The 26961-nt window shown below is 48.8% G+C and carries 22 protein-coding genes and 1 tRNA gene; 13 read left to right on the forward strand and 10 right to left on the reverse strand.

Annotation, left to right across the window (positions count from 1 at the left end):
• Positions 1–827: 827 nt before the first annotated feature.
• The 5 genes from DS731_RS17805 (at position 828) to DS731_RS17825 (ending at position 5573) form a co-directional block, all read left to right on the forward strand.
• The gene (locus tag DS731_RS17805) at positions 828–1562 is read left to right on the forward strand and encodes a PhnD/SsuA/transferrin family substrate-binding protein (protein WP_232373402.1); all 735 of its coding nucleotides are present in this window, start codon (positions 828–830) and stop codon (positions 1560–1562) included.
• On the forward strand, positions 1546–2511 hold the full coding sequence (locus tag DS731_RS17810; RefSeq protein ID WP_119502590.1) for a hypothetical protein: 966 nt from the start codon (positions 1546–1548) through the stop codon (positions 2509–2511). Before DS731_RS17805 ends, DS731_RS17810 begins: the two co-directional genes overlap by 17 nt.
• 177 nt (positions 2512–2688) lie before the next feature.
• On the forward strand, positions 2689–3312 hold the full coding sequence (udk, locus tag DS731_RS17815) for a uridine kinase (protein ID WP_119502591.1): 624 nt from the start codon (positions 2689–2691) through the stop codon (positions 3310–3312).
• Between the two features lie 15 nt (positions 3313–3327).
• On the forward strand, positions 3328–4539 hold the full coding sequence (locus tag DS731_RS17820; protein ID WP_119502592.1) for a NupC/NupG family nucleoside CNT transporter: 1212 nt from the start codon (positions 3328–3330) through the stop codon (positions 4537–4539).
• 194 nt (positions 4540–4733) lie between these two features.
• The gene (locus DS731_RS17825) at positions 4734–5573 is read left to right on the forward strand and encodes an isopenicillin N synthase family dioxygenase (RefSeq protein WP_119502593.1); all 840 of its coding nucleotides are present in this window, start codon (positions 4734–4736) and stop codon (positions 5571–5573) included.
• Here the strand turns inward: DS731_RS17825 and DS731_RS17830 are convergent.
• Positions 5570–6730: a tetratricopeptide repeat protein gene (locus DS731_RS17830; RefSeq protein ID WP_119502594.1), complete on the reverse strand. Its 1161-nt coding sequence runs from the start codon at positions 6728–6730 to the stop codon at positions 5570–5572. The genes DS731_RS17825 and DS731_RS17830 overlap by 4 nt on opposite strands.
• Positions 6731–6942: 212 nt before the next feature.
• Here DS731_RS17830 and DS731_RS17835 point away from each other — a divergent pair, with 212 nt between their 5' ends.
• From DS731_RS17835 to DS731_RS17850, 4 genes are all read left to right on the forward strand, one after another.
• Positions 6943–7713 carry a ParA family protein gene (locus DS731_RS17835; RefSeq protein ID WP_119502595.1) on the forward strand — a complete coding sequence of 257 codons (771 nt, stop codon included), beginning with the start codon at positions 6943–6945 and terminating at the stop codon, positions 7711–7713.
• A 252-nt stretch (positions 7714–7965) separates the two neighbouring features.
• Positions 7966–8622 carry a glutaredoxin 2 gene (gene grxB / locus DS731_RS17840; protein ID WP_119502596.1) on the forward strand — a complete coding sequence of 219 codons (657 nt, stop codon included), beginning with the start codon at positions 7966–7968 and terminating at the stop codon, positions 8620–8622.
• Between the two features lie 96 nt (positions 8623–8718).
• Positions 8719–9672 (forward strand): GGDEF domain-containing response regulator, encoded by a 954-nt coding sequence (locus DS731_RS17845; protein WP_232373403.1) that lies wholly within the window; start codon positions 8719–8721, stop codon positions 9670–9672.
• Positions 9669–10016, forward strand: a complete 348-nt coding sequence (locus tag DS731_RS17850) for an Hpt domain-containing protein (RefSeq protein ID WP_119502597.1) — start codon at positions 9669–9671, stop codon at positions 10014–10016. Before DS731_RS17845 ends, DS731_RS17850 begins: the two co-directional genes overlap by 4 nt.
• A 20-nt stretch (positions 10017–10036) precedes the next feature.
• Here DS731_RS17850 and DS731_RS17855 read toward each other — a convergent pair whose 3' ends face one another.
• The 6 genes from DS731_RS17855 to DS731_RS17880 form a co-directional block, all read right to left on the reverse strand.
• Positions 10037–12106 (reverse strand): EAL domain-containing protein, encoded by a 2070-nt coding sequence (locus DS731_RS17855; protein WP_119502598.1) that lies wholly within the window; start codon positions 12104–12106, stop codon positions 10037–10039.
• Between the two features lie 338 nt (positions 12107–12444).
• Positions 12445–12531: transfer RNA gene (locus tag DS731_RS17860), tRNA-Leu, on the reverse strand.
• Between the two features lie 88 nt (positions 12532–12619).
• Positions 12620–13294: a 3'-5' exonuclease gene (locus DS731_RS17865; protein WP_119502599.1), complete on the reverse strand. Its 675-nt coding sequence runs from the start codon at positions 13292–13294 to the stop codon at positions 12620–12622.
• A 2-nt stretch (positions 13295–13296) separates the two neighbouring features.
• Positions 13297–15129 carry a DUF294 nucleotidyltransferase-like domain-containing protein gene (locus tag DS731_RS17870; RefSeq protein ID WP_119502600.1) on the reverse strand — a complete coding sequence of 611 codons (1833 nt, stop codon included), beginning with the start codon at positions 15127–15129 and terminating at the stop codon, positions 13297–13299.
• A gap of 83 nt (positions 15130–15212) precedes the next feature.
• Complete coding sequence (locus tag DS731_RS17875; RefSeq protein ID WP_119502601.1) at positions 15213–16937, reverse strand: sodium:solute symporter family protein; 1725 nt, start codon at positions 16935–16937, stop codon at positions 15213–15215.
• 4 nt (positions 16938–16941) lie between these two features.
• Positions 16942–17208: a DUF4212 domain-containing protein gene (locus DS731_RS17880; RefSeq protein ID WP_119502602.1), complete on the reverse strand. Its 267-nt coding sequence runs from the start codon at positions 17206–17208 to the stop codon at positions 16942–16944.
• Positions 17209–17462: 254 nt separating this feature from the next.
• Between DS731_RS17880 and DS731_RS17885 the strand changes: the two genes are divergently transcribed.
• Complete coding sequence (locus tag DS731_RS17885; RefSeq protein WP_119502603.1) at positions 17463–20912, forward strand: PAS domain-containing hybrid sensor histidine kinase/response regulator; 3450 nt, start codon at positions 17463–17465, stop codon at positions 20910–20912.
• A 27-nt stretch (positions 20913–20939) separates the two neighbouring features.
• On the opposite strand, the gene DS731_RS17890 is transcribed toward DS731_RS17885, so the two are convergent.
• On the reverse strand, positions 20940–21599 hold the full coding sequence (locus tag DS731_RS17890) for a mechanosensitive ion channel family protein (RefSeq protein ID WP_119502604.1): 660 nt from the start codon (positions 21597–21599) through the stop codon (positions 20940–20942).
• Positions 21600–21869: 270 nt separating this feature from the next.
• Here DS731_RS17890 and rimK point away from each other — a divergent pair, with 270 nt between their 5' ends.
• Genes rimK through DS731_RS17905 form a run of 3 tightly spaced genes read left to right on the forward strand, consistent with a single transcriptional unit; the run spans position 21870 to position 24281 of the window.
• On the forward strand, positions 21870–22775 hold the full coding sequence (gene rimK, locus DS731_RS17895) for a 30S ribosomal protein S6--L-glutamate ligase (protein ID WP_119502605.1): 906 nt from the start codon (positions 21870–21872) through the stop codon (positions 22773–22775).
• The gene (locus DS731_RS17900) at positions 22775–23803 is read left to right on the forward strand and encodes a succinylglutamate desuccinylase/aspartoacylase family protein (RefSeq protein WP_119502606.1); all 1029 of its coding nucleotides are present in this window, start codon (positions 22775–22777) and stop codon (positions 23801–23803) included. The genes rimK and DS731_RS17900 overlap by 1 nt, the downstream gene beginning before the upstream one ends.
• 28 nt (positions 23804–23831) lie before the next feature.
• The gene (locus DS731_RS17905; RefSeq protein ID WP_119502607.1) at positions 23832–24281 is read left to right on the forward strand and encodes an ATP-dependent zinc protease family protein; all 450 of its coding nucleotides are present in this window, start codon (positions 23832–23834) and stop codon (positions 24279–24281) included.
• On the opposite strand, the gene DS731_RS17910 is transcribed toward DS731_RS17905, so the two are convergent.
• On the reverse strand, positions 24282–24923 hold the full coding sequence (locus DS731_RS17910; RefSeq protein WP_119502608.1) for a response regulator transcription factor: 642 nt from the start codon (positions 24921–24923) through the stop codon (positions 24282–24284). It abuts the gene before it with no gap.
• Between the two features lie 9 nt (positions 24924–24932).
• Entirely contained in the window at positions 24933–26879 is a 1947-nt protein-coding gene (gene acs, locus DS731_RS17915; protein ID WP_119502609.1) for an acetate--CoA ligase, read from the reverse strand.
• Between the last annotated feature and the right edge of the window lie 82 nt (positions 26880–26961).

The following is a 26961-nucleotide window of genomic DNA, read 5'->3' on the forward strand; positions in this document are numbered from 1 at the left end:
TACATCACGATTTAGAGCGAGCTGTCCGGTGACTTAACCCGGAAGAAACATTCACCCTAAAGAAATACTATCCAGTCTTATTTTTTCGCAGATAAACCGCCACTTCCCTCTGATACAACGGAAAGGAACCAGCCAACAATCGCTTGTTGGCTGGTAAGTTTTCTGACGCCAGGTGACCGCAAATTTGACCACTATGGCTGCAACAACCTGCCTTCTTATTCTTCTTACAGGTATGTTTTTGTGATTCTGACCGGGGAAAAGCCATGCACTTTGGAGATTTGGCTTTTCCCCTGGTCATAATCGACAAACGGTAGCAACATCAAAACAGAGAAAATGGCGCTACCGGCATTAACTGGAAACGGCTGCAATTCTTCGCGAGTTTTATGTCAGCTTTATGACAGCAATGTAAACGAAGGAGCTTCTAACACACTGACCATGCTGATTTTTTTATTATTATCCGGAACAAATGGTCCGGAAAATTTACGCAAAAACTTCAGAACGTGCAGCTTATCGCCAGCCCGACTATTCAACGCAGATTTTTTTCAGATAAACACCGCTTATTTGAATTCAGCTTCATTGATTTAAAGTTATTTAATTACAAACATTTACACGATTAAAATAAACTTACCTATTGCATTAAATAAGCTTAACTGGTGAAATTGCGCCAACAAATAAACCTACGTAAATTTATTCAAGTGGTCAGTTTTTCATTTTTGAAACAATACAGGGTCATCATCGTCGTGCTTATTGCTGCATGCTGCCTTGCCACAGGTTTTTTTCAAAAATTTGGAAATCTGCCCTTAGTCGGGCCGCAAACTGGTCAGGTTTTGAACTGCGCAGACCGTTTTTCGTCAAATGCAGACGATTTCGACATCTATCTGACAGAGCAAACCTTCTCAGAAAGTGCGCTGAAAGCTTTCTGTCAGAATCCGGTAATTAAGCGTCAGTTTGGTAATGTGAGAATTACGGTGGGACAAAATGACTACGATACCTACCGCTACATCAACCACGGCGTAAGTGATCTTGCCCTCGTAAAGAACAATGTTGTCAGTGCCTTTGGTGCCAGTGAAATTTATGGCTACGAAGAAGTTGCCTCCCACCAGGACTATGCAGCCTACTTTATCGCTTTAAAGGAAAAGCCGGTGCTGTCTAAAGAGTATTTGCTGGGTAAGCGTATTGGCATACTGGATTATCCGAGCAGCCGCTCAGGCCATATTGTGCCTAAGAAGATACTGAAAACTTTGGATTTGAATCCGAATAATGTAGAGCTGCATTATTACAGCTCTCATAAAGAGATGCGCAGAGCCCTGCTTTCCGGTGAAGTCGATATTATTTCATCCTACTGGGACAAAAATGACGGAGAGATCCTGTCGCGCACTTATATCACACCGCTGGAAAACAGCGTAAAAGGCATGCGCTGGTACCTGAAAATGCAGACCCGCAACACAGATTTAAAATGCGCCGTGCAAAACGTAATTCAGGCCATTTCTGCCGCGCAGAATAAAAAATACTATCAGCAGGTAGAACTGAAGGAGCCTTGTGTAAATGCAAACGCTCAGTGAAATGACAGCCTCTCAGTGGGGACGAACAGCAGCAGCCGCGCTCGGACTATTTGCTCTGTTTCAAAGCTGTATTTTCGCGGGTCAGTTTGCCGGTGCCTGGCTTGACCGTCACCAGGCTATTGATAATGTGGAACGACGGATAAGTCTTGATCTCGCCTATCTGGATGTGGGCAATGAAACACTGAAAACGCCGGTGAATGATGCCGCGGTCCGCCATTATATGCGCCGCATTAATGCAACTCTGGCGGAGCAGTCTTACCCTCTTACAATCAGTGAAATCCAGCACGTTACTGCCACTGCAGAGCCGGTGGAAGAAACGGTTGAAACCGCCACATTCACGTTATCCACCGCAGAGCAAAGTATCGACATTGGTTTGAGTCTTACCCCGCTTTATTTTTCAGCTCAGGTGCATCCGCTGGCTATTCTGGCGGCTTTGATTGCTGCTCCGGTGTTAATTGGCTACAAACCGCGGGCCAGAAGTAAGCGCAAATCTGCGAAAGAAGAAGCACCGCCACCACCCCAACCTAAACTGGTTATCGATCTGAACACGAAATGTATCGGCAACGGCGCAGACGGCCGGGCTATCCTGATGCAGAACAAACCGTTCTGCTTTTACGCAGCGCTGGTCAGATACTGCATTGAGAATCCTGATGCGACCTTGCCACAAAATAAAGATGTGCCCCAGGAACTCATAACGATTGCTAACCGGGTTTTCCTGCGTCTGATCGAACTGGGCCATACCAAACGTAAAAGACCGGACTTTAATGCCAATCTGGATAAAACCTTAAGTGAGATCCGTGCGGCGCTGGATGAAACCTTTGAGCCCTTCCCCGTGGAAAAGGAAAAATATTATCCGCCCAGAGCACAGGGTGAAGGCTCCAGATCCAAACAGCATTCTTACGCACTTCCCCCGATTACTGATGAGGACATTGTTATACTCGGAAAATAAGCCTGATTGCTCCACCAGCCCAGAGAAAACGCCGTACCCGGTACGGCAGGTATTAGCTCAGCCAGTTGTGTCCGGTCTGCAAAGACTGAACCACTTTTTGACTGATCGTGAATTATACGTTGATTCGCGAGGGCCAAATGCGTATCTTTGCAGGAGGAATATCAGCCATCCAGAGTTATGCAGTCGCCATTAATTATCGCTATATCCGGAGCTTCGGGCTCCGGGAAGTCACTTTTTACTAAAAATCTGTTAAATGCCTTCAGTGCGCAAGGTCGCCCTGTACAAATATTACGGGAAGATCACTACTACCGTGCGCAGGACCACCTGCCAATGGAAGCGCGGGAAAAGAACAACTACGATCACCCTAATGCATTCGAACACGAATTGCTGAAAGCGCACCTGCAAGCATTGCGCAATGGCGAACCCATTGATTACCCGCACTATTGCTTTAAAACCCATACCCGCTTACCGGAAACAGAGCGTCTGAACCCGGCTCCGGTGATCATTCTTGAAGGTATTATGCTGCTGGCAAGACCAGAGCTGTTACCTCACTACGATGTAAAAATCTTCATCGACACACCGCTCGACATTTGCCTTATGCGCCGCATGATGCGTGATGTTAAAGAGCGTGGCCGTACTCTTGAATCCATTGCCAAGCAATACGAATCAACGGTTAAACCGATGTACCATCAGTTTATCGAACCAAGCAGGTTCACAGCAGATGTCGTCGTTACACAAGGTGGCAAAAACCAAATCGCCCTGGATGTGATCAAGTCACATATACAACAGGCATTACAATAACAAAGGAACGTCATTATGGTGAGTTTACTGGGCATACTGCTATTGCCCGGAATTGCATTCTTATTGTCCTCTGCACGCCGGAATATTAACTGGCGCACAGTGGGCGGAGCATTCGCGATTCAGGCATTGATCGGCGCTTTTATTCTTTATTTTGAGCCGGGCATTCAATTACTGCTCAGTATGACTGACTTCGTGGGCAACATCATCGGCTACAGTCAGGAAGGCATCAATTTTGTTTTCGGCGTGGTCGGTGACAAATCCCTCGGCTTCATTTTCGCCTTCAACGTACTGCCGGTCATCATTTTCTTCTCATCATTAATTGCCGTCCTGTATTACCTCGGTGTGATGAGCTGGGTCATCAAACTTATTGGCGGCTTCTTACAAAAGGTACTTGGTACCAGTCGTCCTGAGTCTATGTCTGCTGCTGCCAACATTTTTGTGGGCCAGACCGAAGCCCCTCTGGTAGTACGCCCGTTCATTCCTCACATGACAAAATCTGAATTATTCGCTGTTATGGTCGGCGGCCTGGCGTCTATTGCCGGCTCGGTCATGGCGGGTTATGCCGGTATGGGTGTAGAGCTAAAATACCTCTTGGCGGCCAGCTTCATGGCGGCTCCAGGCGGCCTGTTGATGGCAAAAATCATGTTGCCGGAAACTGAGAAAGCAAAGGACGGACTGGAAGAAATCGATGCGTCTGAAACCGGCTATGCTAACGTGTTCGACGCGGCTGCCAGCGGTGCTGCATCAGGCTTGCAACTGGCACTGAACGTAGGTGCTATGTTGCTGGCTTTCGTCGCACTTATCGCCATGCTGAATGGTCTTATCGGCTGGACAGGCACATTGTTTGGCTATGAAGATGTGACCTTCCAGGGCATTTTAGGCTACTTACTACAGCCGCTGGCCTGGATTATCGGTGTTCCCTGGGAAGAAGCCCGTCTGGCAGGCAGTTTCATCGGTCAGAAGTTTGTGGTGAACGAATTCGTGGCATACCTCGACTTCCTTAAGCATCAGAGTGAACTATCCGAAGTATCTCAGGCAATTATCACCTTTGCCCTGTGCGGATTCGCGAATTTCTCCTCCATTGCTATTCTCATGGGAGGCATCGGTGCAATGGCACCCACCCGCCGTAAAGAAATTGCACAACTGGGTCTGAAAGCGGTTTTCGCCGCAACACTGTCGAACCTGATGAGTGCATCACTAGCCGGCTTTTATCTCTCGCTTGGCTGAGCCGGATACACCCGGAACCGTAAAAAAGTGAGCGCGGCTCACTTTTTTAACCAGAGAAACCAGACTAAATGGTCAGCTTTGTAACGAAAACTGACCACTTAACCTAACGGTAATTGACGTATATCAAAGGCCGTTACTTTTACGAAGACGCGGGATTCCCTATAATTCTGCGGTCATTTAATTAAGGTATCGTTATGCAATTAGAAGCTGTTGACTATCAGGCTCCCGGTGCACAGGAAGCATTCGTAGAATCCCTCCGTGAGACAGGATTTGGCGTACTGAAAAATCACCCAATCAGCCAGGCAATGGTGACCGGCATTTATCAGTCCTGGCAAACATTCTTCGACAGCGAAGAAAAGAATAATTACGTCTACAACAAAGGGACTCAGGACGGATTCTTCCCGCAAAGCGTATCTGAAGTAGCAAAAGGATTTACCAAAAAAGATATTAAAGAGTACTTCCACTTCTATCCCTGGGGTCAGTGCCCGCAAGCGTTGCGTCCTCAGCTGGCGGAATACTATGCAAAAGCAAACACGCTGGCAGAAGAGTTACTGGGCTGGATTGAGAAGCATTCGCCGGCTGAAGTCAGTAAATTGTACAGTCAGCCTTTGTCGAATATGATCAAAGACAGTGATCAAACCCTGTTACGGGTTCTGCACTATCCGCCGTTCCAGGGAGATGAAGAACCGGATGCAATCCGTGCTGCAGCCCATGAAGACATTAACCTTATCACCATTTTGCCCGCCGCGAACGAGCCGGGTTTGCAGGTTAAAGGTAAAGATGGCAGCTGGATTGATGTGCCTTGTGACTTTGGTAACCTTATCGTCAACATTGGCGATATGTTGCAGGAAGCATCAGGGCATTATTTCCCGTCAACCACTCACAGGGTGATTAATCCTGCCGGGACGGACATGACTAAGTCACGAATTTCATTACCCCTGTTCCTACACCCGCGCCCGGATGTGGTGTTGTCAGAAAGACATACTGCACACTCCTATTTGCAGGAACGTCTCAGAGAGCTTGGCGTCATTTAACGGGCGCTTTGTAAGTCAGACAGCTTACTCATGTAACGATATTCATCCTGGCGGTTTTGCGCATGCTTAGCCGCCAGCTTCATGAAGTCAGCGGCGCGGTCTATATTGCCCAGCTCATAGTGCGCCTTCCCCATTCCGAAGAAAATTTCATGGCGGCTGTTATCCAGCCTGCGGGCACGGTTGTAATGGATAAGCGCCTGCTCCGGATCACCGAAATCCAGCGCCTCTTCACCCAGAATGAAGTGATAGAAGGGGTTACTTTCCCGTTTATTACGCACACTTCTGGCAATGTCTCTGGCTTGCGCTGTACGACCTTCGAGTTCATGCAGTAACGCCAGGTTTTCCCATGCGGTTAAATTTTCACTGTCGAGCTTCAGTGCCAGCTCGTAGCTTTCACGGGCGCTGTCCAGTAATCCGTGACGCCGGTACAACACCCCGAGGTTCACCCATGTGGAACCGAACTCAGGATAAAGCAATGCAGCTGCACGTAAATACGCATAGGCTTTTATGTCGTCATTGTTGAGCAAAGCATCAGCACCTTTGTTGTTATAAAACATAGCTGTAATTTTCTCTTTGCTGATGGCATTACGGGGAAAGTGGGAGCGGATGGTCTGCGGATCAAAGTCCACATCAATGAAATGCGATGAAATCTGGTTTTTTCTGAGCGTGTCCGCAACGGATACCCGCAAATTAATATGACCATTGAGTAAATTTACTCCGCTGCGGCGGGTCCAGTATTCGGGAATATCCACTTCGTAGAATACTGCATTAAACCCGGCATAATCCGCCATGGCTTTCGCCATGATAGTCAGCGACAGGCAATTCGCGGCACGGTTCGCAAATGTCTCAGAAGCGATAGTGTTCGCATTGGTGATATAGCGGATCCCCAGTTCTCCGCCATCGAAGATTTGTCGGATCAAATTCTTAAGATTGTCTCCGTCGCCGGATAGAGGAGACTGTGAATTATCGACAAATTCTCTGGCAGCTGCATCAAGCTTAAAGATTTCGTCTGCGGATTCCGGCGTATACTCATGGTACTGAGTGAAGACGTCATCGTTGAGGGGCAGTTCGCTGGCGGTAAAGGATTCCGGTAATGATGCACAGCCGGATATGAGGACAACAAACATCATACCGGTTAATATTCTTATCTGCTTCATATCGTCACCCCTGCTCGATTGGCGTGACTTAAGTATAACTCATAACAATTATTTTACATTTATTTCACACTAGATATTCAACCATTCATCGCAGACCAGGAAATTTCACCGGTAACCCTGATTATTTTCAATGTGAACCGCTGATCCCTTTACAACAGTGACCAAAATCGGACATATTTTAACCTTACAGTCGAAATCTCACCGGAGATCTAATGAAACGTGTCGTATTCAATCAGAAAGGGGGCGTGGGAAAGTCGACTATCAGTGCTAATCTGGCCGCGGAAAGTGCCAGAAACGGGCTCAGAACGCTATTGGTCGATTTAGATGCCCAGGGAAACAGTACGCATTACTGCGGGGTGGATATAAACGATGACAGCCTCACTGTTGCAGATATGTTTAAACAGGTTGTTGGCTGGTTTTCCAAACCTCAGCCGCCATCGGCCTTTGTCAGACCAACGGCATTTGAAAACTTGTCTGTTTTGCCTGCCCATCCCAGCCTTACCGAGCTGGAGCGGGAACTGGAAACCCGCTACAAGATGTTTAAGCTGAAGGAAACACTGGCAACGCTGGAGGAAGATTTTGACCGCGTGTACATTGATACGCCGCCCAACTTCAACTTCTATTCCAAGGCTGCATTAATTGCTGCAGACAGCTTCATTATCCCTTTTGACTGCGATGACTTCTCTGTACAGGCCATCGACCGTCTGCTCGACAACGTTCTGGAGTTGCGTACCGATCATAATCCGGAACTGGAACTGGAGGGAATCATCATTAATCAGTTTAACCCGCAGGCAAAATTACCGGGGGAACTGATTGCTTCACTCAAAGAGAAATCTTTACCTGTGCTGGACAGCAAAATTAACAGTACAGTCAAAGTGAAAGAATCCCATTCTAAACGTGTTCCGCTTCCGTACCTCGCCCCTTCACATAAAGTCAGTCAACAACTGGCTGCATTGTGGCAGGAACTGGAAGGACAACGCTGACCGGGTTGCCCCCTGCCCGTCGCTATTCTTCTTTTTAAGGCTGACGACGCTATCTGTTCCTGCTTATAGTCAGCCCTTCCGGGACGGCGAACTTTTTTCTGTGCTGCCCGTAAATACCGGTAGTAGTATCAATTAATATACGGTAACACGTCAAATAGCCGCGTGTTTGCTGTGTATTGACAGAAAAATCAAACTTAAAGAAGTATCATTCTCAATATAGTCTACAATTAACTACCGGATTACGGAGTAACAATGCCTACATTACATCAGTACCTGCACTGCCCCTATTGTGTCCGCGCAGACATGACAGCTAACTATCTGGGCATAGAGCATAAAAAGTCTTATTTGCTTAACGATGATGAAGCGACCTGTCACAAACTCATCGGCGCAAAAATGGTTCCTATTCTGGAATTTGACGACGGCACAGCCATGGGTGAAAGCCTGGATATTGTCGAAAAGCTGATTGAAATGGCCCCTGCGGGGAAGAAGTTGTTACCGAAGACAGAACCGGAAAAGTATACCAAACACCTGGAATCCGTCTCGTTTGAAATAAATGCGTTGCTGTTTCCCCGTAATGTCATGATTGAGCAGCCGGAGTTTGCAACAGAAGAAGCCCGCGAGTATTTCAGGAAGAAGAAAGAGAAATCACTCGGTATGTCATTTGAAGAGGCTTTTGATAACACAGAGCAGTATAAAAAGGCAGTTGAAGTGGCACTGGCAGATATGCCTGCGCCCCCTTTGCCGGCTCAGCAAATGAACCAGTTGGGGTGGAATGATATCTTTGTTTTCCCGGTTTTAAGAAACCTGACAATGGTAAAAGATTTGGCGATGCCCGATGAACTGGCACAGTATGTTGCTGCGGTGGCAGAGCTTACAGATATAAAGTTGTACACGGATTTGGCTAAATAATCCGTTCATAGAAAATAAAAAGTTGTACTTAAATTTGGCTTGCCGTTAATGTGGCATTTATAGTGGTCGAATGAGTACAACTAAAGGAGTAATCAGGTGGTAATCCGGTCGACTTCCCGCTCACTGGCAGATTGTCATGTTCTTATCGTTGATGACCAGGCGTCAAGTCGTCTGGTCATGTCGACGTTGCTGGAGAATGTGGCCCGTTGTGACTCTGTTGCCAGTGCAGAAGAAGCCCTGGAGTTTTGCAGCAGAACCCTGCCTGATTTAATCCTTATGGATGTGTTTATGCCAGATATGGATGGCCACGAAGCGTGTCGTCAACTGGCTAACAACCCTAAAACCCAGCACATTCCCGTTGTCTTTGTTACTGCTTCAGTGTCCGATGAGGCGCAGGAAAAGTGCTGGAATGCCGGTGGCGTGGATTTTGTGCAAAAGCCGGTTAATGCCACCACACTGATAAATCGCGTAAAGTCTCATCTGGCCCATAAATTAAAAACTGACCTGCTTGAGCAGCTTATTTATACCGACAGGCTAACAGGCTGCTTTAACAGGCATTATCTTGAAGAAAGCTTACCGGATATTGTCAGAGAGTCCGACCGCACGGGCACACCGCTCTCGATTGCGATTTTCGATATCGATTTATTCAAGCAGTACAACGACAAGTATGGTCACATTGAAGGTGACACCTGCTTGTGGAAAATCGCCAAAGCCTTAAAAAGCTCACTGCTAAGACCGATGGACAGATTAATACGGGTTGGTGGTGAGGAATTCCTGATTATTCTGCCAGGCACTCATGAAGAAGGCGCGCAAACAGTATGTGAGCGCATACTTCAGACAGTGAGTACTGAGCATATTGCTCACGCCCTGTCTCCTTCCGGTTTTTTAACCGTCAGTGCCGGTGCTGCAACTTATCACCCGAATTCTGCAGACATGATTGATGAAACCATGCTTGCGGCCGATAAGTGTTTATATCTGGCAAAAGAAAACGGCCGTAACTCCTATGCGTTTGTCGGTCCGGACGGAGAATCACGGGTAGGTGCAGGATGAATGACTTTCCGGTATTAGATAAAGAAACCGCATTATCGCGGCTGGCGAATAATCACAGCCTGTATAACAAAGTGCTGGTCATGTTTACTGAGCAGGCCGGGGAGATGCTGACTGTGCTGGAAGCACTGCCGCAAGACCAGATAGCAGATCAGCACCTTGCACTGCATTCACTGAAAGGGTCTGCCGGAGAAGTGGGTGCCACCAGACTGTTTTATACTCTGCAGCAAATTGATCAGACCCTGAAAACAGCGCCGGAGCATGTCACTGCAGATCAAATTGAAGATGTGATTGCGGAAATCAGGCGCATACTGAACATAACGGCTCCCGGTAACCCCGCCGCCTGAATTACGGCATCAGGATACCGCTAACCGGTAGCCCTTATTTTCTGAATCATCGCAGGGCTATGCCGTACTTCATGACAAAAGCGCAACAGTGCATCCAGTGAGTCCGGTTTTGCAATCAGGTAACCCTGGAAATAACGGCAACCCAATGCAATAAGTTTATCCAGCTGCTCTGCGGTCTCCACCCCTTCTGCAACTACGTCATACTGACATATGCGGGCAATCGACACGATAGCATCCACAATCACCGCACTTTTCTCACTCTCCAGCGTCCACACAAAACTGCGGTCGATTTTAATTTCATTCACCGGCATATTCAGCAAATGTTGAAGAGAAGCATGACCAGTACCGAAGTCATCCAGCGATAACTTAACGCCAAGATTCCGGATGGCCTGAATAGATTCAAAACAGATGGTATTTACATCAATAAAAAAGGTTTCTGTGACTTCCAGACACAGGCTGCCCGGCCTGACGTGATACTGATCAATCAGCCTGCTGAGTTCTTCCGCAAACCGGGTATCCATCAGCTCTTTTGAAGAAATGTTTACCGATAAGACAAAATCCGGCTGCTGGATCTTCTGTAATGCCAGAATAGCCTGCTCAAGCACCCAGAAATCGATTTCACGAATGAGTCCGGCCTTCTCTGCCACTCTGATATAAACCTCGGGAGAAAAGCTCTTAAGGGGCAAGTGGGACGTTCGCAACAACACTTCTGCACCGGCAATCCGGTTTTGCTCACTGTCATAAACAGGCATAAAGACCAGATGAAAGGCTTTGTTCGCCAGTGCGATCCGCAGTTCCTGCTCAACAAATCTCGCCTGACGATATTCTTTCTTAAGTTCAGGCTGATAAATTTTATAGCCGGGTTCGTTGTCCATGATCGCATCAATGGCAATGGTCGTCTGAGCGAGTAACTCATCAACAGTCATTCCTCTCTCACCACGGGCAATCCCCAGCTTTACATCCAGTCTTAGATGCCCCAGAGAAGGAATATTCACCCCTTTCTGGGAAGCCGAGATTAAATTACCGAAGAAAGCCTCGTCGAAATCCTTCAGCACCAGCAGGATATTCTCATCCTGCTTCCGGACCAGAAACGCTTCACGGTGCTTGTCCTGAGTGAAAGGACCAAATGTGGCTTTAATCAGTGATGTGACCGTTTCCTTTGAAAATTCCCGTTGCAAGGCAAGATAATTTCTCATCCTGATATTCACGATGGTCAGCGGACTATTCAGCTTACCCGGATACAGTCGCTTAAGACCATTCAGGTTAATAAATCCCGAGTCGGGGTCTCTGTCTGCGAGCAGTTGGAGCTTTTGCATCTCTACCCGCTTGACAACGACAAAGTGACACAGAAAAACCAGCATTACCGCCGGCCATATTAATGCGAGGAAAAGATTCACCGATGCAGGTGTAATAATGTGGTGTTTCAGCAACAAACTATTGAGATACAGTTTATAGCGACCGGGATCCAGTTTATTCAACGTTTCAACCGACACCAAAATACTGGCCACCGCAGACAAATCACTGGCCGCGATATCGTAGGGAACCTGATAAAGCTTTTCCCACCAGGCATCCACCACGATGCGCTCACGGTTAATGAGCTGTACACCGTCATCAGGTAAAAAATAAACGGACTGAAAGCGCTTTGTACTAAGATCGTTTTCGTCGTACTCAACGTCATCCCTCAGAGAAATAAATGTCACACCGGCCCGGTGCTGTGCACCCGGGTTATCTGACTCAATGAATGCATCGACTTCAACTTCATCCAGATTCGCATATGAAGGCAGTGATAACGTGTTATCTGCACCGGTGTATTTGAATTTTAAACCGCATAATTCAAATAACCTTGGCTCAGACACAGAACAGTCGAGAACATAACCTGATTTCGTTTTTTCAAACTGACTTTCTTCCCGGTAGCCGGCGACATCTACCACGCTTCCATTTGCAAGCACATCTTCAATCACCAGATTAAACGGCGAATAGCTGAACGTCACCAGCATCAGACTGATAAAAGCAAGGCCGGAAAAGGCATACTTATACAGATGCAGTGAAAAGAGTGCTGAATGTAGTGAAGAAGGAGTTCTGCTGACCATTACCGGCAAATTTGTTAACTATTTATAAATCCAATAACCCATTGGTTAATGTCAATAATTTTACCGATATGACAGTTTTATAAAGTATAGTTTTCGATAAGCTGTTATGACCAACATGACGAAAAACTGAACTTTCGTCTAATAATACAGCGGAGAATCAAGCGTTTCCGCTATCAGAACAAAAGGATGAAAATAATAAGTTTATAAGTAATTTGCGCTGAAACAGCCAAAAGAATAACTAAAACAAAGAAATAATGAATAATTTACAGATTATCAGCAGCTTGCTGAGAATGTAAATTGTACGGCTTTGAAGTTTACTACAGAAGAGTATAAAAGAATGGTGCCCAGGGGCGGACTTGAACCGCCACGCCCGTTAGAGCACTAGCACCTGAAGCTAGCGTGTCTACCAATTTCACCACCTGGGCATAAGAGACTTTGTGTATCGGGCGTTTGCCCCGTCTCGTTGTGGATGCGCAATTTACGGATGTTCGGTGACTTTGTCAATCAACAAATTCAGTTTTTTTCCATTTTTTTGCAAGAAATGGCCTGAGTGTGCAGTAAATCGCCAACACTGACTACTTTCCCGCCATTCAGCACCTGATTTTGCGCAAACCAGAGTTGCAAGGTTGCCATGGCATCATCCAGCGCATTGTGAGCTGGTGCTGCAGGTAACCCCAGGCGCTGCCGGCAAACCGCTAACGTTGCACTGTTTGGCGGCAGTACTTCATGGTGCTTTTTAAGTTGATAGACTGCCAGCTTTAACGTATCCAGTACCACCACCGGCGGACAGGATATTTGCTGAGCCGACAATGCCGCCTGTAACACGCTTAAATCCAGATTAGCGTTGTGACATACCCACAGATGCGTTCCGGCATAACCGACCAGTTGCTCCAGTACCTCTTTAATATGCGCCCCCTGCGCTATGTCGGCACCGGTAAGACCGTGGATGACCGGGCTTTGGGCAAGATCCGCACGGGTTCTGACAACTGAATAAAAGCAACGGCTGATATCTATGTGACTTCCCCGTCCTTCTACCCAGCCGGCAGAGGTAATTTGCGCTTCACGGACATCCAGTGATGTCAGTTCCAGATCAACGGCCAGCAACGGCAGTGTTGCCAGCGACTTCTCCGCCCAGCCTTCCGGCAGTGGCGGGGCTCCTGCCAGCCAGCGCTTTAACATACTCAGCATGGTCAGCTCATGCCTCCGGAGAAATTCATCACCGCACCCTGCTGCGCTCTGTCGATAGCCTTAAACGCGGCTTTAAGCTGATGCTTTTCTATGGATGACAATGAAGAGACTGATACCCGGTTGTCTGTGACATTGCCGGACAACTGATGACGCCAGCGCAGACGGTTCAGAAACAGCCAGATATCCCGGAGATTTTGGGCATCTTTAGTCGATAATCCGGAACCTGACGGCAATGCCGCCAGCCGTGCCAGTGTAGAGGGCATGGTTAAGCCGTTTGCCAGCGCATAAATGCGGGCAAGATTATTGATGATTGCGATGGCCTTAACCTTCAAATCAATCACATCCTTTTCTTCGTAACCTTTCTCGTAAACAAATTTTTGAAACATCGAGAGAGGGACGGAAATATCATTATTGTGACGCGCCAGCGCAGCCAGAAACATCTTTTGCTTCAAAAGCGGCGCTCTGACAAGTTGCATCTTTCTGAACAGCTCTGCGTCTCCCGCAGCACAGCGGGCATCCAGAAAAATATTGAAATGCATAATCGCTTTAGGCGTTGGTTGCCTGACCCATTCACCGGCTTCCTTCTCAGCCTGTGCCAGTGACAAACGCAATTCCGGATTCGATGCCATGATATTGCCGTCACATAACTTGATACCGCACTTCGCCAGACCATTGCACACATAATCCGCCATGCCGGCAAAGTAGTCTGCCTGGCTGTCAGTCGGCGTGGTTTCCAGTAACAGACCATTATCCTGGTCTGAGCCCATTGTTTGATCTTCACGGGCCTGGGAACCATACACCACCCAACTGTATCGCAACGGTGCCGGTCCGTGTTCCCGCTGGTAATAATGTATCAGTTTGCGGGTCATAATATCCGTTGCCTGAGACAATACTTTACCGGCAATATCGAAGTCACCGGGCCGTTTTGCATGGGTGGCAAAGTAGTGTGGCATCTGCCAGGACAGGCGGGTGAGTTCATAGAGGTTATCGGCTTTCGACAATTCACCGATGATGTAAAGCACGTTACCCCGCTGGTGACGGACAATATCTGATGCGGTAATCATTCCCAGCGGTTTACGGCTGTTCCTGTCCACCACCGGCAGGTGATGGATATTACGTTCACTCATCAGTGCCATAGCATCGAACATGGTCCGGTACTGATGAATCATGGCCGGCGTGGCTGTCATAATGTCAGCGACAGACAGGGAAATATCAGCGCCTTTTGCCACTACACGGTTGCGGAGATCTCTGTCGGTTACAATGCCCACCAGCTTTTCGTCACGGGTGATCAGCAAAGAAGACACCTTGTTTTCCGACATGATTTGCGCGGCCTGCTGAATACTCACAGATTCTGCCGCCTGAACAGGCTCATGTTCAATGACCTCATGCAGTGCCTTGTAGAGCCACATGGAGTTAGATTCCACGACAGCCTGATTTTGCAATGCACCGGTACGGGTACCGTGAAAGAAATCAGCAATCGCAGGGAAACTCAGGACACGATGAAACGCAGCGGCGGTGAAACAATACACCAGCCCGGGTTTATCGACTTTTACCGACAAGGGGTAATCTATGTTATCCAGCAATTTGGGATAACCGAAATAGTCTCCCTCGCTGAGGTGACGTTCACTCTGCTCTGCGTCTTTCACCGAAAACTGACCATTCTGGATCAGAAACAACCGCCCTTCATTTTCTTTCAGCAACGTCTCTGTGTTGTCAGCAGTGAGGTAAATCAGGCTGGCTTGTTTCGCCAGATGAATCATCTCTTCTTCATTCAACTGGTCAAAAGGTGCAGAGGTTTTCAGAAAGTCTGTGACTTGTTGTGGCACAACGCTCATTGTTTAATCCTCAAAAAGAATAAAGCTCACCGCTGAGGGTGAGCTTTACAGTTTCTGTCGTCAGTAGTTAAGTGCAACAGGTTTTAGTGCGCTGACGCTTCACCTGCACCTTTCGGATAACGGATATCCTCTACCATTTGCTGGATTTCTTCAGGCGCTTCACCGGTCATCTTGAAGACAACGAAGGCAACCACGAAGTTAACAATCATACCCAGCGTACCAATCCCTTCAGGTGAGATACCGAACCACCAGTTATCAGCCGTATTCGCTGCCGGATTCACAAACTTGAAGTAGATGATATAAGCCGCAGTGAACGCAATACCCGCTACCATACCAGAGATTGCCCCTGCACCATTCATGCGCTTGCTGAAGATACCCATAATAATAGCAGGGAAGAAACTGGAGGCAGCAAGGCCGAAGGCAAAGGCGACCACCTGTGCTACGAAGCCCGGCGGATTAATACCGAAGTAACCGGCAATTGCAATCGCCACACCGGCAGCCAGACGGGCATAGAACAGCTCAGCCTTATCGGTAATATTCGGTGCAAAGTTACGTTTCAACAGATCGTGAGACACTGAAGTGGAAATTACCAGCAACAGACCCGCAGAGGTAGACAGCGCCGCAGCTACCCCACCAGCAGCAACCAGGGCGATAACCCATGCCGGCAGATTCGCAATTTCAGGGTTAGCCAGTACCATGATGTCACGGTCAACATTCACTTCGTTCTTGCTGGCCGGATCATCAATGCTACCCGCTGCATAGAACATTTTGCCGTCACCGTTTTTATCTTTAAAGGTGATCAGGCCGGTTTTTTCCCAGTTCTTAATCCACGCCGGAGCCTCAGCATAATCAGTACCCGCCATATCAGGGCCGTTGATGGTTTCAATCATGTTTACACGACCGAAGGAAGCCAGTGCCGGCGCAGTGGTATACAGGATGGCGATGAACAGCAGCGCCCAGCCAGCTGATTTACGGGCATCACGTACTTTAGGTACGGTGAAGAAACGAACGATAACGTGTGGCAGACCGGCTGTACCTACCATCAGGGCGAAGGTGATAAAGAACACATCAATGGTACTCTTAGTGCCGCTGGTATACTCATTAAAGCCCAGTTCCACCGAGAGACTATCGAGTTTCTCCAGCATATACATCCCCGACCCGTCGGCCAGTGTGGCGCCAAATGCAGTTTGTGGCAGGATATGACCGGTAACCATCATGGAGATGAACACACAAGGTACAAGGTAAGCGAAAATCAGAACGCAGTACTGAGCAACCTGTGTATAGGTAATGCCTTTCATTCCACCCAGTACGGTGTAGAAGAATACTATTGCCATACCAATAACCACGCCGGTTACGATATCTACTTCGAGGAAGCGGCTGAATACCACACCCACGCCGCGCATCTGGCCTGCGACATAAGTAAAGCAAACAAAGATGGCACAGAATACCGCCACGGTACGGGCAGTCTGCGAGTAGTAGCGGTCACCGATGAAATCCGGTACAGTGAACTTACCGAATTTACGCAGGTAAGGTGCTAAACAAAGTGCCAGCAGTACGTATCCACCGGTCCAGCCCATCAGGTAAACGGCACCGTCGTATCCCATAAAGGAAATCAAACCGGCCATGGAAATGAATGAGGCAGCAGACATCCAGTCAGCGGCTGTCGCCATACCATTCATGACAGGGGGTACACCACCACCTGCTACGTAAAAGTCGTTAGTTGAACCGGCACGGGCCCAAATCGCAATGGCGATATACAGGGCGAAAGATGCGCCGACGATGATAAAGGTCAGTAATTGAACATCCATGGGCCTACTCCTCGTCTACGCCGTATTTTTTATCCAGTGCATTCATCTTTGCCATATAAACAAAAATAAGTACTACGAATACATAAATGGAACCTTGTTGTGCAAACCAGAAGCCCAGTTTGAATCCAAAGAATTGGATCTGGTTAAGTGCATCGGCAAAAATGATGCCTGCGCCAAATGACACAGCAAACCAAATCACCAACAATTTGGCGAGGAGGGAGAGGTTCTCCTTCCAGTACGCCTGCTTGTCGTCTTCATTTCTAAATGCCATCTTTCCGTCCTCATGTCAGGTTAAGTGGATGTTTTATTTTTACATTTATCTAACGACCGGATTTTTGTGTGGCCTCAGTAATCTTTTTTCTGTTTACTTTTGTCAAAAACCACGCAAAAACCCTGTCGCGTCTCGCTTTTTCTATACTCTAGTCGCGGCTTGGCTTTCGAGGAATGAGACCATGGTCGTAGGTAGGAGGATTATAGAGTGAGTATAATACATACAGACATGTTAAAAGGATGTATATAAAAACCATGACATTCGCCTGGGTTTCACTTGCACTGGTTTATCTGTTTTTTCTCTTTTATATTGCCAGTTGGGGAGACAAAAACTCACCCACCGCACGCTGGCTGACTTCCCATCCCGCAATTTACTCCCTTGCCCTGGCCATTTACTGCACCGCCTGGACGTTCTTTGGTGCGGTCGGATCTGCCAGTCGTGACACCTGGATATATCTGCCTATTCTTTTAGGGCCGGTACTGGTTTACGTGCTGGGCTACAAGTTTATTTATAAAATGACACTGGTCAGCAAAAAGCAGCACATCAATACCATTGCCGACTTTATTGCCTCGCGCTACGGCAAACGTCAGGGTGTGGCGCTGCTGGTAACACTCATCGCACTGCTGGCGACCATTCCTTATATCGCGCTGCAACTTAAGGCCATCGGTTCAACATTTCAGCTACTTACGCAGCAACCGAACAGCCACTTCATCATTATTGTGGCGACCCTGTTTATCGCGATCTTTGCGATTTATTTCGGCACAAAACAAACCGATGTCACAGAGTACCGCCGTGGGTTGATGCTGGCCATTTCGTTCGAATCCAGTATCAAACTGACCGCGCTGGTGCTGGTGGCCATTGTGGGTTACAGCGCCTGGCAAGCCACTGATAATCCTGAGCAGTTCAATACCTTTTTCAGCGACGAAGCCCTGTCGCAGTTCGGCTCTTACTCCTTTATATCCCAGACAATCATGGCCGCCGCGGCGGTAGTGTGCCTGCCAAGACAGTTTCACGTGGCAATTATAGATAACCTGAGCCTGGGGCACCTGAAAACAGCACGCTGGCTTTTTCCCCTGTATCTGGGGATCACTGCCGCAGTCATTCCGGTCATCGCCATTGCTGGTAATGCCATATTTGCAGGGCAGAATGTGGAGCCCGATACCTATGTACTGAGCATGGCAATTTACTCGGAGTCAGCGCTGTTGCAGATCATTGTCTTTATTGGCGGGCTGTCGGCCGCCACCGCCATGATCATTGTCGCCACACTGACCTTAAGTACCATGCTGACTAACGACGTGATCCTGCCGCGGGTTCTGCTAACCAAACACAGTAATCCGGGCAACAAGGATTATGGCCGGCGCATCCGGCTGATCCGGCGTATTGTCATTGGCCTTATTCTGTTGCTGGCTTTTCTGTACCACCAGCAAATGACCAACAGCCGTTCGCTGCACTCCATCGGTCTGATTGCCTTTTCACTGGTGATCCAGCTCATTCCGGCCATTGTTGGCGGGCTTTACTGGAAACGTGCTCATGCTCACGGTGTGTATGCCGGTCTGGTTGCCGGACTGGTTACCTGGGTGCTGTGGCTGGTGCTGCCGCTGGTGAATGACAGCGCGACCACATTGCAGCAAAACGAACAAATCAGCCAGGGAGCACTAATCAGCCTGGCTGCAAATTTTGCTGCCTACATCGGCTTCTCGCTTTTTGCCCCTGCAAGATTAGTTGACCGGATCCAGGCGGAAGCTTTCGTTTCTCCGGCAGATAACAGAACGGCATCGAACCGCCGGCACAACACCCATGTGACAATCGCTGACCTCATTACTCTGCTGTCCACGTTTATGGGCAGCGGCCGCTGTGAGCAACTGGTGGAAGAATATCAGCAACTGAACCACTGCAAAATTAACCGTGCCGAAACGCCCGATGAATCTTTTATGGCCTTTTCCGAACGGGCACTAGGCGGTGTAATCGGTGCATCCAGTGCTAAAGCGTTAATCGACTCCATCCTGAAAGGAAAGAAACTGGATTTCACCGAAATCATTAACTTCTTCGACGATACGACTCAGGCAATGCAGTTCAACATGACTGCCCTTCTCACTTCGCTGGAGAATATGGACCAGGGGATCAGTGTGATAGACAAGCACCTGAATCTGGTTGCCTGGAATAAACGCTATACCGCTTTATATAATTATCCTGACGGCATGCTGGCAGTGGGTACGCCGATTGAAAAGCTGGTGCGGTATAACGCAGAAAAAGGGGAGTTCGGTGCCGGTGATGTGGAAATCCAGATAGAAAAACGGCTGGAACATTTACGCTCCGGTACGCCTCACCGGTTTACCCGCCAGCGCAGTGATGGCCGTGTAATTGAAATGGTCGGCAACCCGTTACCCGGTGGCGGCTTTGTAACCAGTTTCAATGACATCACCGGTCACATCGAAATTCAGCAGGCGCTGGAAGAGTCGAACATCAACCTGGAAGCCAGAATTAAAAAGCGTACGGAAGAAGTGCACTCCATCAATGCCGAATTGAGACTGGAAATAGAGCGTCGCTCTGAAGCAGAAAAAGAACTTATCCGCGCAAGAAAAGCGGCAGAAGATGCTAACGCCAGCAAAACCCGTTTTCTGGCGCTGGCCAGTCATGATGTTCTGCAGCCACTGAATGCAGCGAAGCTTTATGTGACCGCGCTGGAAGAAGCTGAACTTTCTGCACCGGTGAAAGATATCGTTACGAAGCTGAATCACTCTGTCACTTCCAGTGAAGCGCTTATCGGCACCCTGCTCGACATATCCCGTCTGGACCAGGGGGAGCTGAAACCTTCTGTGGAAGCCGTACACCTGCCTGCCTTGTTGTCGCAGTTGACTGACGAAATGGGTATGCGGGCCAGGGAAAAAGGTCTCCAGTTACGGGCCAGGATCCGGGACTGCTGGGTACTCGGCGACAAAACCTTCTTGTACCGTATTGTGCAAAACTTGCTGTCAAATGCAGTGAAGTATACAGAATCCGGTAAGGTACTGCTCACCGTGCGCCCCAGGGGTGATCGTGTGCTGATTGAAGTAAGAGACACGGGTATCGGTATCTCGTCTGAGCAACAGGGCATGATTTTCAGTGACTTTTACCGTACCCACGAATCCGCAGAACACGGTGTTGGCCTGGGTCTGGGGGTAGTCCGCCGCCTCAGTCAGCAAATGCAAAGCAAGATTCAGGTGTCTTCTGTGCCGGGCAAAGGCAGTTGTTTCACCCTGACCATGGGCCGTGCGTCGCCCCGCCGTCAGACTGATCCCGCCAAGCTGAGCCGCTCTTCAACCTTCAGAGGGGTCCGTGTATTGTGCGTAGATGATCAGCAGGAGAACCTGGATGCGCTTCAAACCTTACTGGAAAAATGGGGAGTCACAGTCGTGCTGGCAAATAACTGGGACGACGCAATACGTCAGGCAGATATATTCTCACCGCAAATTCTGTTAATGGATTATCAGTTAGGGCCGGGCCAGAACGGGCTTGATCTGATTGAGGCTATCCGCCGGCATCTGGATATCGTCGTGCCGGCATCACTGGTCACGGCTAATCATGAAGAAAGTCTGATTGCACAGTGTAAAGAACAGGGCGTGAACTACCTCACCAAGCCTTTAAAACCAGCCAAACTGAGAGCGTTATTACAAAGTTTGACCCGGCATATAAAAGATAACCGCAGGGAGCCACGGCAGCAGTAGATTGCCGGCTGGCTCCGGAGAAGAAATTTACGCTTTGGGCGGGGTTTGCCTCTCGCCCTGAACGGGTGAAGTGGCCGGAACAGGCTGTACCGGCGTCTGGCTGTCTGCTGATTGCACGTTCGTACCGTTAGCGGCAGTGACCTTGCCTAATGTTCCCCAGCGCCCCTTCGGATTAACCAGAACAGGCCGGGTAAGGATCAGGTTATTCGGATACAGCACCGTTTCGCGATCCTGCGTGACCAGACGGGTGTTGAACAGATTGATGTCGGCTATGTAACCTTCAATGAAGTTGTCGCCATCGAGAATACGCACATAATTCCCCCGCCGGTATGTCACATTCGTCAGCAGAATAAAGTATGCGGTAACGTTACTGATCAGCGACCAGTTCGCGAAAAGGGCGACACCCAGTAAGGTAAGAATTGACGTAGACAGCACCAGCAGGCCGGAAATATCCACACCCCAGGCAATCAGTATTAACGCCAGGGTGACAGTGGCACTTAAAATTCTGGCAGTAAACAACCCTTTCAGCGCACTGGAAGATTTGAGTTTACTCTTTTCTACATTCTTTTCGAGACGGGGGATGGCAAAACGGGTCATCAGCAAATAAAGCAACAGCATGACCGCTGTCCAAATCACGTTGGTCTGGTAAGTTTCCAGCCAGCGCGTCACTTGTTCCAACCACTGCATGGTAAGTTCCTGAACAGATGTTAATTGTCGCGTTTTCGCGGGCACAAAAACCGGAAAAAAAGTAAACCGGACAACCCCTGACCGGGTACCCTATACTGAATTATCGACACGACAAAAAATGAAAATCACAAAGAGGCAAAATTATATCACCTCTTATGTCCGGTTCGTATTATATTATTAACTAAAGCTTTGGTCTGTCTGTGTTTTCATCCGCACCTGTTCGCCGGATGCAGCAGCCCTTATTCTACCATTACAGGTGTAATAAAAATTATGCGTATCGCAATTCTGTCCCGCAATCCTAAACTTTACTCCACCCGCCGGCTACTGGAAGCAGGCAGAGAGAAAGGCCATGAAGTCGATATTATCGACACCATGCACTGCTACATGGATATTACCAGTGCCAGGCCTTCAGTAAGGTACAAAGGTAAGCGGTTGCCGTTCTATGACGCGGTAATACCCCGTATCGGTGCATCCGTCAGTTTCTACGGCACCTCTGTTGTCCGTCAGTTCGAAATGATGGGGACTTACAGTATTAACGAATCGGTTGCTATCAGCCGTTCGCGGGACAAATTACGTTCATTGCAGCTGTTATCCCGTAAAGGCATTGGTTTGCCACGTACAGGCTTCGCCCATCATCCGGATAACATTGAAGATCTGATTAAAAACGTGGGTGGCGCACCGGTGGTGATTAAACTACTGGAAGGTACTCAGGGTATTGGCGTGGTACTGGGGGAAACCCAGAAAGCCGCAGAGTCAATCATTGAGGCCTTTATGGGTTTGAATGCCAGCATTCTGATCCAGGAATATATTAAAGAAGCCGGTGGCTCTGATATCCGCTGTTTCGTTGTCGGTGATAAAGTGGTTGCGGCCATGAAACGCCAGGCGGCACCCGGTGAATTCCGCTCTAACCTGCACCGGGGCGGCTCAGCCAGTCTGGTGCGCTTGTCACCGGAAGAAAGAAAAACGGCTATTGCAGCGGCAAAGACCATGGGTCTGAATTGCTGTGGTGTAGATATTCTCCGCTCTAACCACGGTCCGGTGGTGATGGAAGTAAACTCGTCACCGGGTCTGGAAGGTATTGAAGCCGCCACCAAAAAAGATGTGGCGGGCATGATTATCGACTTTATTGCCAAATCAGCAAAACCGGGCAACACCCGTACACGAGGTAAAGGTTAATGGCAGAAAAAGCACTGGAAATTGGTGGTCAGCGTATTCTGCCCGGCGAAAGCAAAAAGATTGAGCTTGAAATGCCGCCGCTTTATACCGCTACCAACATGAGTATTCCGGTCTATGTAAAACGTGGTAAACGACCCGGCCCGACTATGTTCGTGTCGGCGGCTATCCACGGTGATGAACTGAATGGCATTGAAATTGTAGGCCGTCTTATTCACTCCAAAGCGATTGAAAGGCTTCGCGGAACACTTATCGCTGTGCCTATGGTGAATGTGTACGGTGTACTGAACCAGTCGCGTTACCTGCCTGACCGCAGAGATCTGAACCGCAGCTTTCCCGGCAGCAAAAAAGGCTCTCTGGCAGGCCGTCTGGCGAACCTCTTTTTTAAAGAAGTGGTGAGCAAGTGTGATATCGGCATCGACCTGCATACCGGTGCCATACACCGCAGTAACCTGCCGCAGATCCGCGCGAACCTGGACGATCCGGAAGTACTGGGAATGGCGAAAGCATTCGGTGTACCGGTATTACTGAACGCAGATTTGAGGGATGGCAGTCTGCGTCAGGCCGCCAGCGAAGATGGCGTAAAGATTCTGTTGTACGAGGCAGGCCAGGCACTGCGTTATGACGAGTTTTCTATCCGCGCAGGCGTAAGAGGCATTATTAACACCATGCGCCACGTGGGCATGCTGAACAAGAGTCGCAGTAAAGGTCACGACATTAAGCGCTTTATTGCCAGGGAAAGTGGCTGGGTGCGGGCACCGGAAAGTGGTCTGGTGAATCACATCGCCCAGTTAGGTGACCATATTGTTAAAGGTGACAAGCTGGCGACGATTTCCAATCCTTTCGGTGAGGTACTGGAAATTATGTACAGTCCTATGGATGGTGTAATTGTAGGTAAGCAGAATATTCCGCTGGCGCAGGAAGGCGAAGCGATTTATCACATCGGCTACTTCAAACAACCTGACACGGTGGCTGAACACGTAGAATTACTACAGGATAACCTGGTAACAACCGAACAATCCCAACCATAGGTTGACTACCTTTGTTAGAGGAACACTGATGCAAGAGCAACAAAAACGCTTGATAGGTGCACTGGAATATTGTGATTTACCCGAGCTCACCATTAACGACCTGACAATCCGGGTCGATACGGGGGCGGCAACGTCGTCATTACATGTCGATAATATCGACGAGTTCGACCGTGACGGCGATTTATGGGTGAGTTTCGATATTCATCCTGACATTCACAATGTAGACAGCATTGTGCGCCGTGAGGCGAAAGTCGTCGCCCGCAAGAAGGTGAAAAGCTCCACGGCAACCCTGGAGCGCAGATATGTTATCGACACGGAAGTGGTGATGTCCGGTGAAGCCTGGCGGATCCAGTTAACACTCACCGACCGGCGTGAAATGACTTATCTTATGTTGTTTGGCAGAGAAGCCATGAACGGGCGCTTTATTGTAGACCCGGAACATGAGTTTATTCTGACGGAAAAACGTCCCGCCGGATAATTATTTCGGCGGCTCGAGCTCAAGCTGGGAGGCAATCAGTACCGCCTGTGTACGGTTGTTAATACCCAGCTTCTTAAAGATAGCGGTGACGTGTGCTTTCACCGTTGCCTCTGCGATATCCAGGTTATAGCCAATTTGCTTATTCAGCAAACCATCCCGCATGTAACACAGCACTTTGTACTGAGAAGGTGTTAACGACGCCACTTTATCTGCCAGTTCAGAAAACGCTTCGTCGACCTCTTCAATCTTTTCACTCACCGATTCCGGTAACCAGATATCACCGTCAAGAATAGACTGCACAGCATTAGCGATATCGCCGGAACTGGCTGTTTTCGGAATGAATCCCAGCGCGCCCACGCCGACAATTTTAGAGATAATGGCAGCGTCCTCTGTACCGGAGACAACGGCTACAGGAAGCTCGGGATAAAGTTTACGGATGTGCACCAGACCAAACATGTCATGGCTGCCGGGCATATGTAAATCGAGAAGAAGCAGGTCGATATCTTCTTTTTCGAGGATATCGACCGTGGTAGTCAGATCGCCGGCTTCCCGTAGAATGAGATCCGGCAGGGTTAACGATAACGCTCCCCGCAGTGCATCCCGGTACAGCGGATGGTCATCAGCAATCAGCAGCGTTATCATTCTTTTCCCTTATTTGTTTAAGCGCTCCTCGATGAGTGTATCAACAACGGAAGGATCCGCCAACGTTGAGGTATCACCAAGTTGCTCATGCTCGTTAGCGGCAATCTTACGCAGAATGCGGCGCATAATCTTACCTGAGCGAGTTTTAGGCAGTCCGCGGGACCACTGAATCATATCCGGTGTGGCAATCGGGCTCAGTTCCTGACGTACCCACGCACGCAGTTCTTTCGTCAGCGCCTCATCAGGCTCAATACCTTCGTTAGGGGTAACGTACACATAGATACCCTGCCCTTTGATATCGTGGGGATACCCCACCACCGCAGCTTCAGCCACTTTAGGGTGAGCCACCAGCGCACTTTCAATTTCAGCAGTACCTAAGCGGTGACCGGAAACGTTCAGTACATCGTCCACGCGACCTGTGATCCAGTAGTATCCGTCTTCATCACGACGGGCACCGTCACCGGTAAAGTACACGCCTTTGTAGGCACTGAAGTAAGTCTGGATAAAGCGCTCATGATCACCGTAAACAGTACGGGCCTGGCTCGGCCAGCTGTCTTTAATCACCAGGTTACCTTCAGCGGCACCTTCCAGATCATTCCCGTCTGCATCAAACAGCGCAGGCTGGATGCCAAAGAACGGACGGGAAGCCGAGCCCGGTTTAAGTGGCGTCGCACCCGGCAGCGGAGTAATCATCATGCCGCCGGTTTCCGTTTGCCACCAGGTATCCATGATGGGACAACGGCTCTGACCAATCACGCGGTAATACCATTCCCATGCTTCCGGGTTAATTGGTTCACCCACAGACCCTAACAGACGCAGAGAAGACAAATCGCAACCTTCCACCGGCGCTTCACCATGTGCCATCAGGGCGCGGATTGCAGTAGGTGCTGTGTACAGGCTGTTCACCTTGTACTTTTCTACTACCTGAGCAATACGGCGTACGTCAGGGTAAGTAGGCACACCTTCAAAGAATACCTGAGACGCACCGTTGATCATCGGTCCGTAAACCATGTAGCTGTGACCTGTGATCCAGCCCACATCCGCTGTACACCAGTAAATGTCATCTTCACGATAATCAAAGGCGTACTTGAAGGTCATGGATGAATACAGCAGGAAACCACCGGTTGTATGCACCACACCTTTTGGCGTGCCGGTTGAGCCTGAAGTATACAGAATAAACAGCGGGTCTTCCGCGTTCATGACTTCCGGTTCGCACTGAGCTGAACAGTCTTCAGTAAGCTCGTCCCACACCACATCAACGTCGCTGTTGTAGTTAACATCGCCGCCGGTCAGCTTGTGTACAATGACATTAGTGATAGACGGGCACGCACCGTTAGCCAGCGCTTTATCTACATTCACTTTAAGAGGGACAGAACGGCCTGCACGGCGGCCTTCATCACAAGTGATAACAACTTTAGCTTTACTGTCGTTAATACGGTCAGCGATTGCATTAGGCGAGAATCCGCCGAAGATAACAGAATGCACCGCACCGATACGGGCGCAGGCCAGCATGGCATAAGCAGCCTGCGGTACCATAGGCATGTATACCGCAACGCGGTCGCCTTTACCGACACCCAGCTTTTTCAGGCCGTTTGCCAGTTTACATACTTCGTAATGCAGTTCCTGATAAGTAATTTCCTGGCTGTCTTCAGGGGAATCACCTTCCCAGAACAGCGCCGTTTTCTTTGCATTCTTCGCCAGGTGGCGGTCGATACAGTTGTAGCTGGCGTTGATTTCGCCGTCTTCGAACCACTTGATTGAAACGTTATCTGCGCCAAATACCGTATTCTTGGTTTTAGTTGGTTTCTTGTACCATTCTAACGTTGAAGCGTACTCTGCCCAGAAGCCTTCCGGGTCTTCTACAGAGCGCTTATACATCTGATCATACTGCTCTTGCGTCAAATGCGTGTTTTCCAGAATGTTGTCCGGTACAGGATACGTCTTGCTGGCAGTCATGGATAATGCCTCCGATGTCATGTTAATCCAGTAATAATTGTCTGTTAAACAGGGTAGCCATTCTAAGGTAAAGCAAAATGAG

The sequence above is a fragment of the Alteromonas sp. RKMC-009 genome (genome assembly GCF_003584565.2).
Taxonomy (GTDB): Bacteria; Pseudomonadota; Gammaproteobacteria; order Enterobacterales; family Alteromonadaceae; genus Alteromonas.

Excerpts from the sequence above, each read along its gene's own strand:
- DS731_RS17810 (WP_119502590.1), top strand. The coding sequence starts at position 1,546 with ATGCAAACGCTCAGTGAAATGACAGCCTCTCAGTGGGGACGAACAGCA.
- udk (WP_119502591.1), top strand. The coding sequence starts at position 2,689 with ATGCAGTCGCCATTAATTATCGCTATATCCGGAGCTTCGGGCTCCGGG.
- DS731_RS17820 (WP_119502592.1), top strand. The coding sequence starts at position 3,328 with ATGGTGAGTTTACTGGGCATACTGCTATTGCCCGGAATTGCATTCTTA.
- DS731_RS17825 (WP_119502593.1), top strand. The coding sequence starts at position 4,734 with ATGCAATTAGAAGCTGTTGACTATCAGGCTCCCGGTGCACAGGAAGCA.
- DS731_RS17830 (WP_119502594.1), bottom strand. The coding sequence starts at position 6,730 with ATGAAGCAGATAAGAATATTAACCGGTATGATGTTTGTTGTCCTCATA.
- DS731_RS17835 (WP_119502595.1), top strand. The coding sequence starts at position 6,943 with ATGAAACGTGTCGTATTCAATCAGAAAGGGGGCGTGGGAAAGTCGACT.
- grxB (WP_119502596.1), top strand. The coding sequence starts at position 7,966 with ATGCCTACATTACATCAGTACCTGCACTGCCCCTATTGTGTCCGCGCA.
- DS731_RS17850 (WP_119502597.1), top strand. The coding sequence starts at position 9,669 with ATGAATGACTTTCCGGTATTAGATAAAGAAACCGCATTATCGCGGCTG.
- DS731_RS17855 (WP_119502598.1), bottom strand. The coding sequence starts at position 12,106 with ATGGTCAGCAGAACTCCTTCTTCACTACATTCAGCACTCTTTTCACTG.
- DS731_RS17865 (WP_119502599.1), bottom strand. The coding sequence starts at position 13,294 with ATGCTGAGTATGTTAAAGCGCTGGCTGGCAGGAGCCCCGCCACTGCCG.
- DS731_RS17870 (WP_119502600.1), bottom strand. The coding sequence starts at position 15,129 with ATGAGCGTTGTGCCACAACAAGTCACAGACTTTCTGAAAACCTCTGCA.
- DS731_RS17875 (WP_119502601.1), bottom strand. The coding sequence starts at position 16,937 with ATGGATGTTCAATTACTGACCTTTATCATCGTCGGCGCATCTTTCGCC.
- DS731_RS17880 (WP_119502602.1), bottom strand. The coding sequence starts at position 17,208 with ATGGCATTTAGAAATGAAGACGACAAGCAGGCGTACTGGAAGGAGAAC.
- DS731_RS17885 (WP_119502603.1), top strand. The coding sequence starts at position 17,463 with ATGACATTCGCCTGGGTTTCACTTGCACTGGTTTATCTGTTTTTTCTC.
- DS731_RS17890 (WP_119502604.1), bottom strand. The coding sequence starts at position 21,599 with ATGCAGTGGTTGGAACAAGTGACGCGCTGGCTGGAAACTTACCAGACC.
- rimK (WP_119502605.1), top strand. The coding sequence starts at position 21,870 with ATGCGTATCGCAATTCTGTCCCGCAATCCTAAACTTTACTCCACCCGC.
- DS731_RS17900 (WP_119502606.1), top strand. The coding sequence starts at position 22,775 with ATGGCAGAAAAAGCACTGGAAATTGGTGGTCAGCGTATTCTGCCCGGC.
- DS731_RS17905 (WP_119502607.1), top strand. The coding sequence starts at position 23,832 with ATGCAAGAGCAACAAAAACGCTTGATAGGTGCACTGGAATATTGTGAT.
- DS731_RS17910 (WP_119502608.1), bottom strand. The coding sequence starts at position 24,923 with ATGATAACGCTGCTGATTGCTGATGACCATCCGCTGTACCGGGATGCA.
- acs (WP_119502609.1), bottom strand. The coding sequence starts at position 26,879 with ATGACTGCCAGCAAGACGTATCCTGTACCGGACAACATTCTGGAAAAC.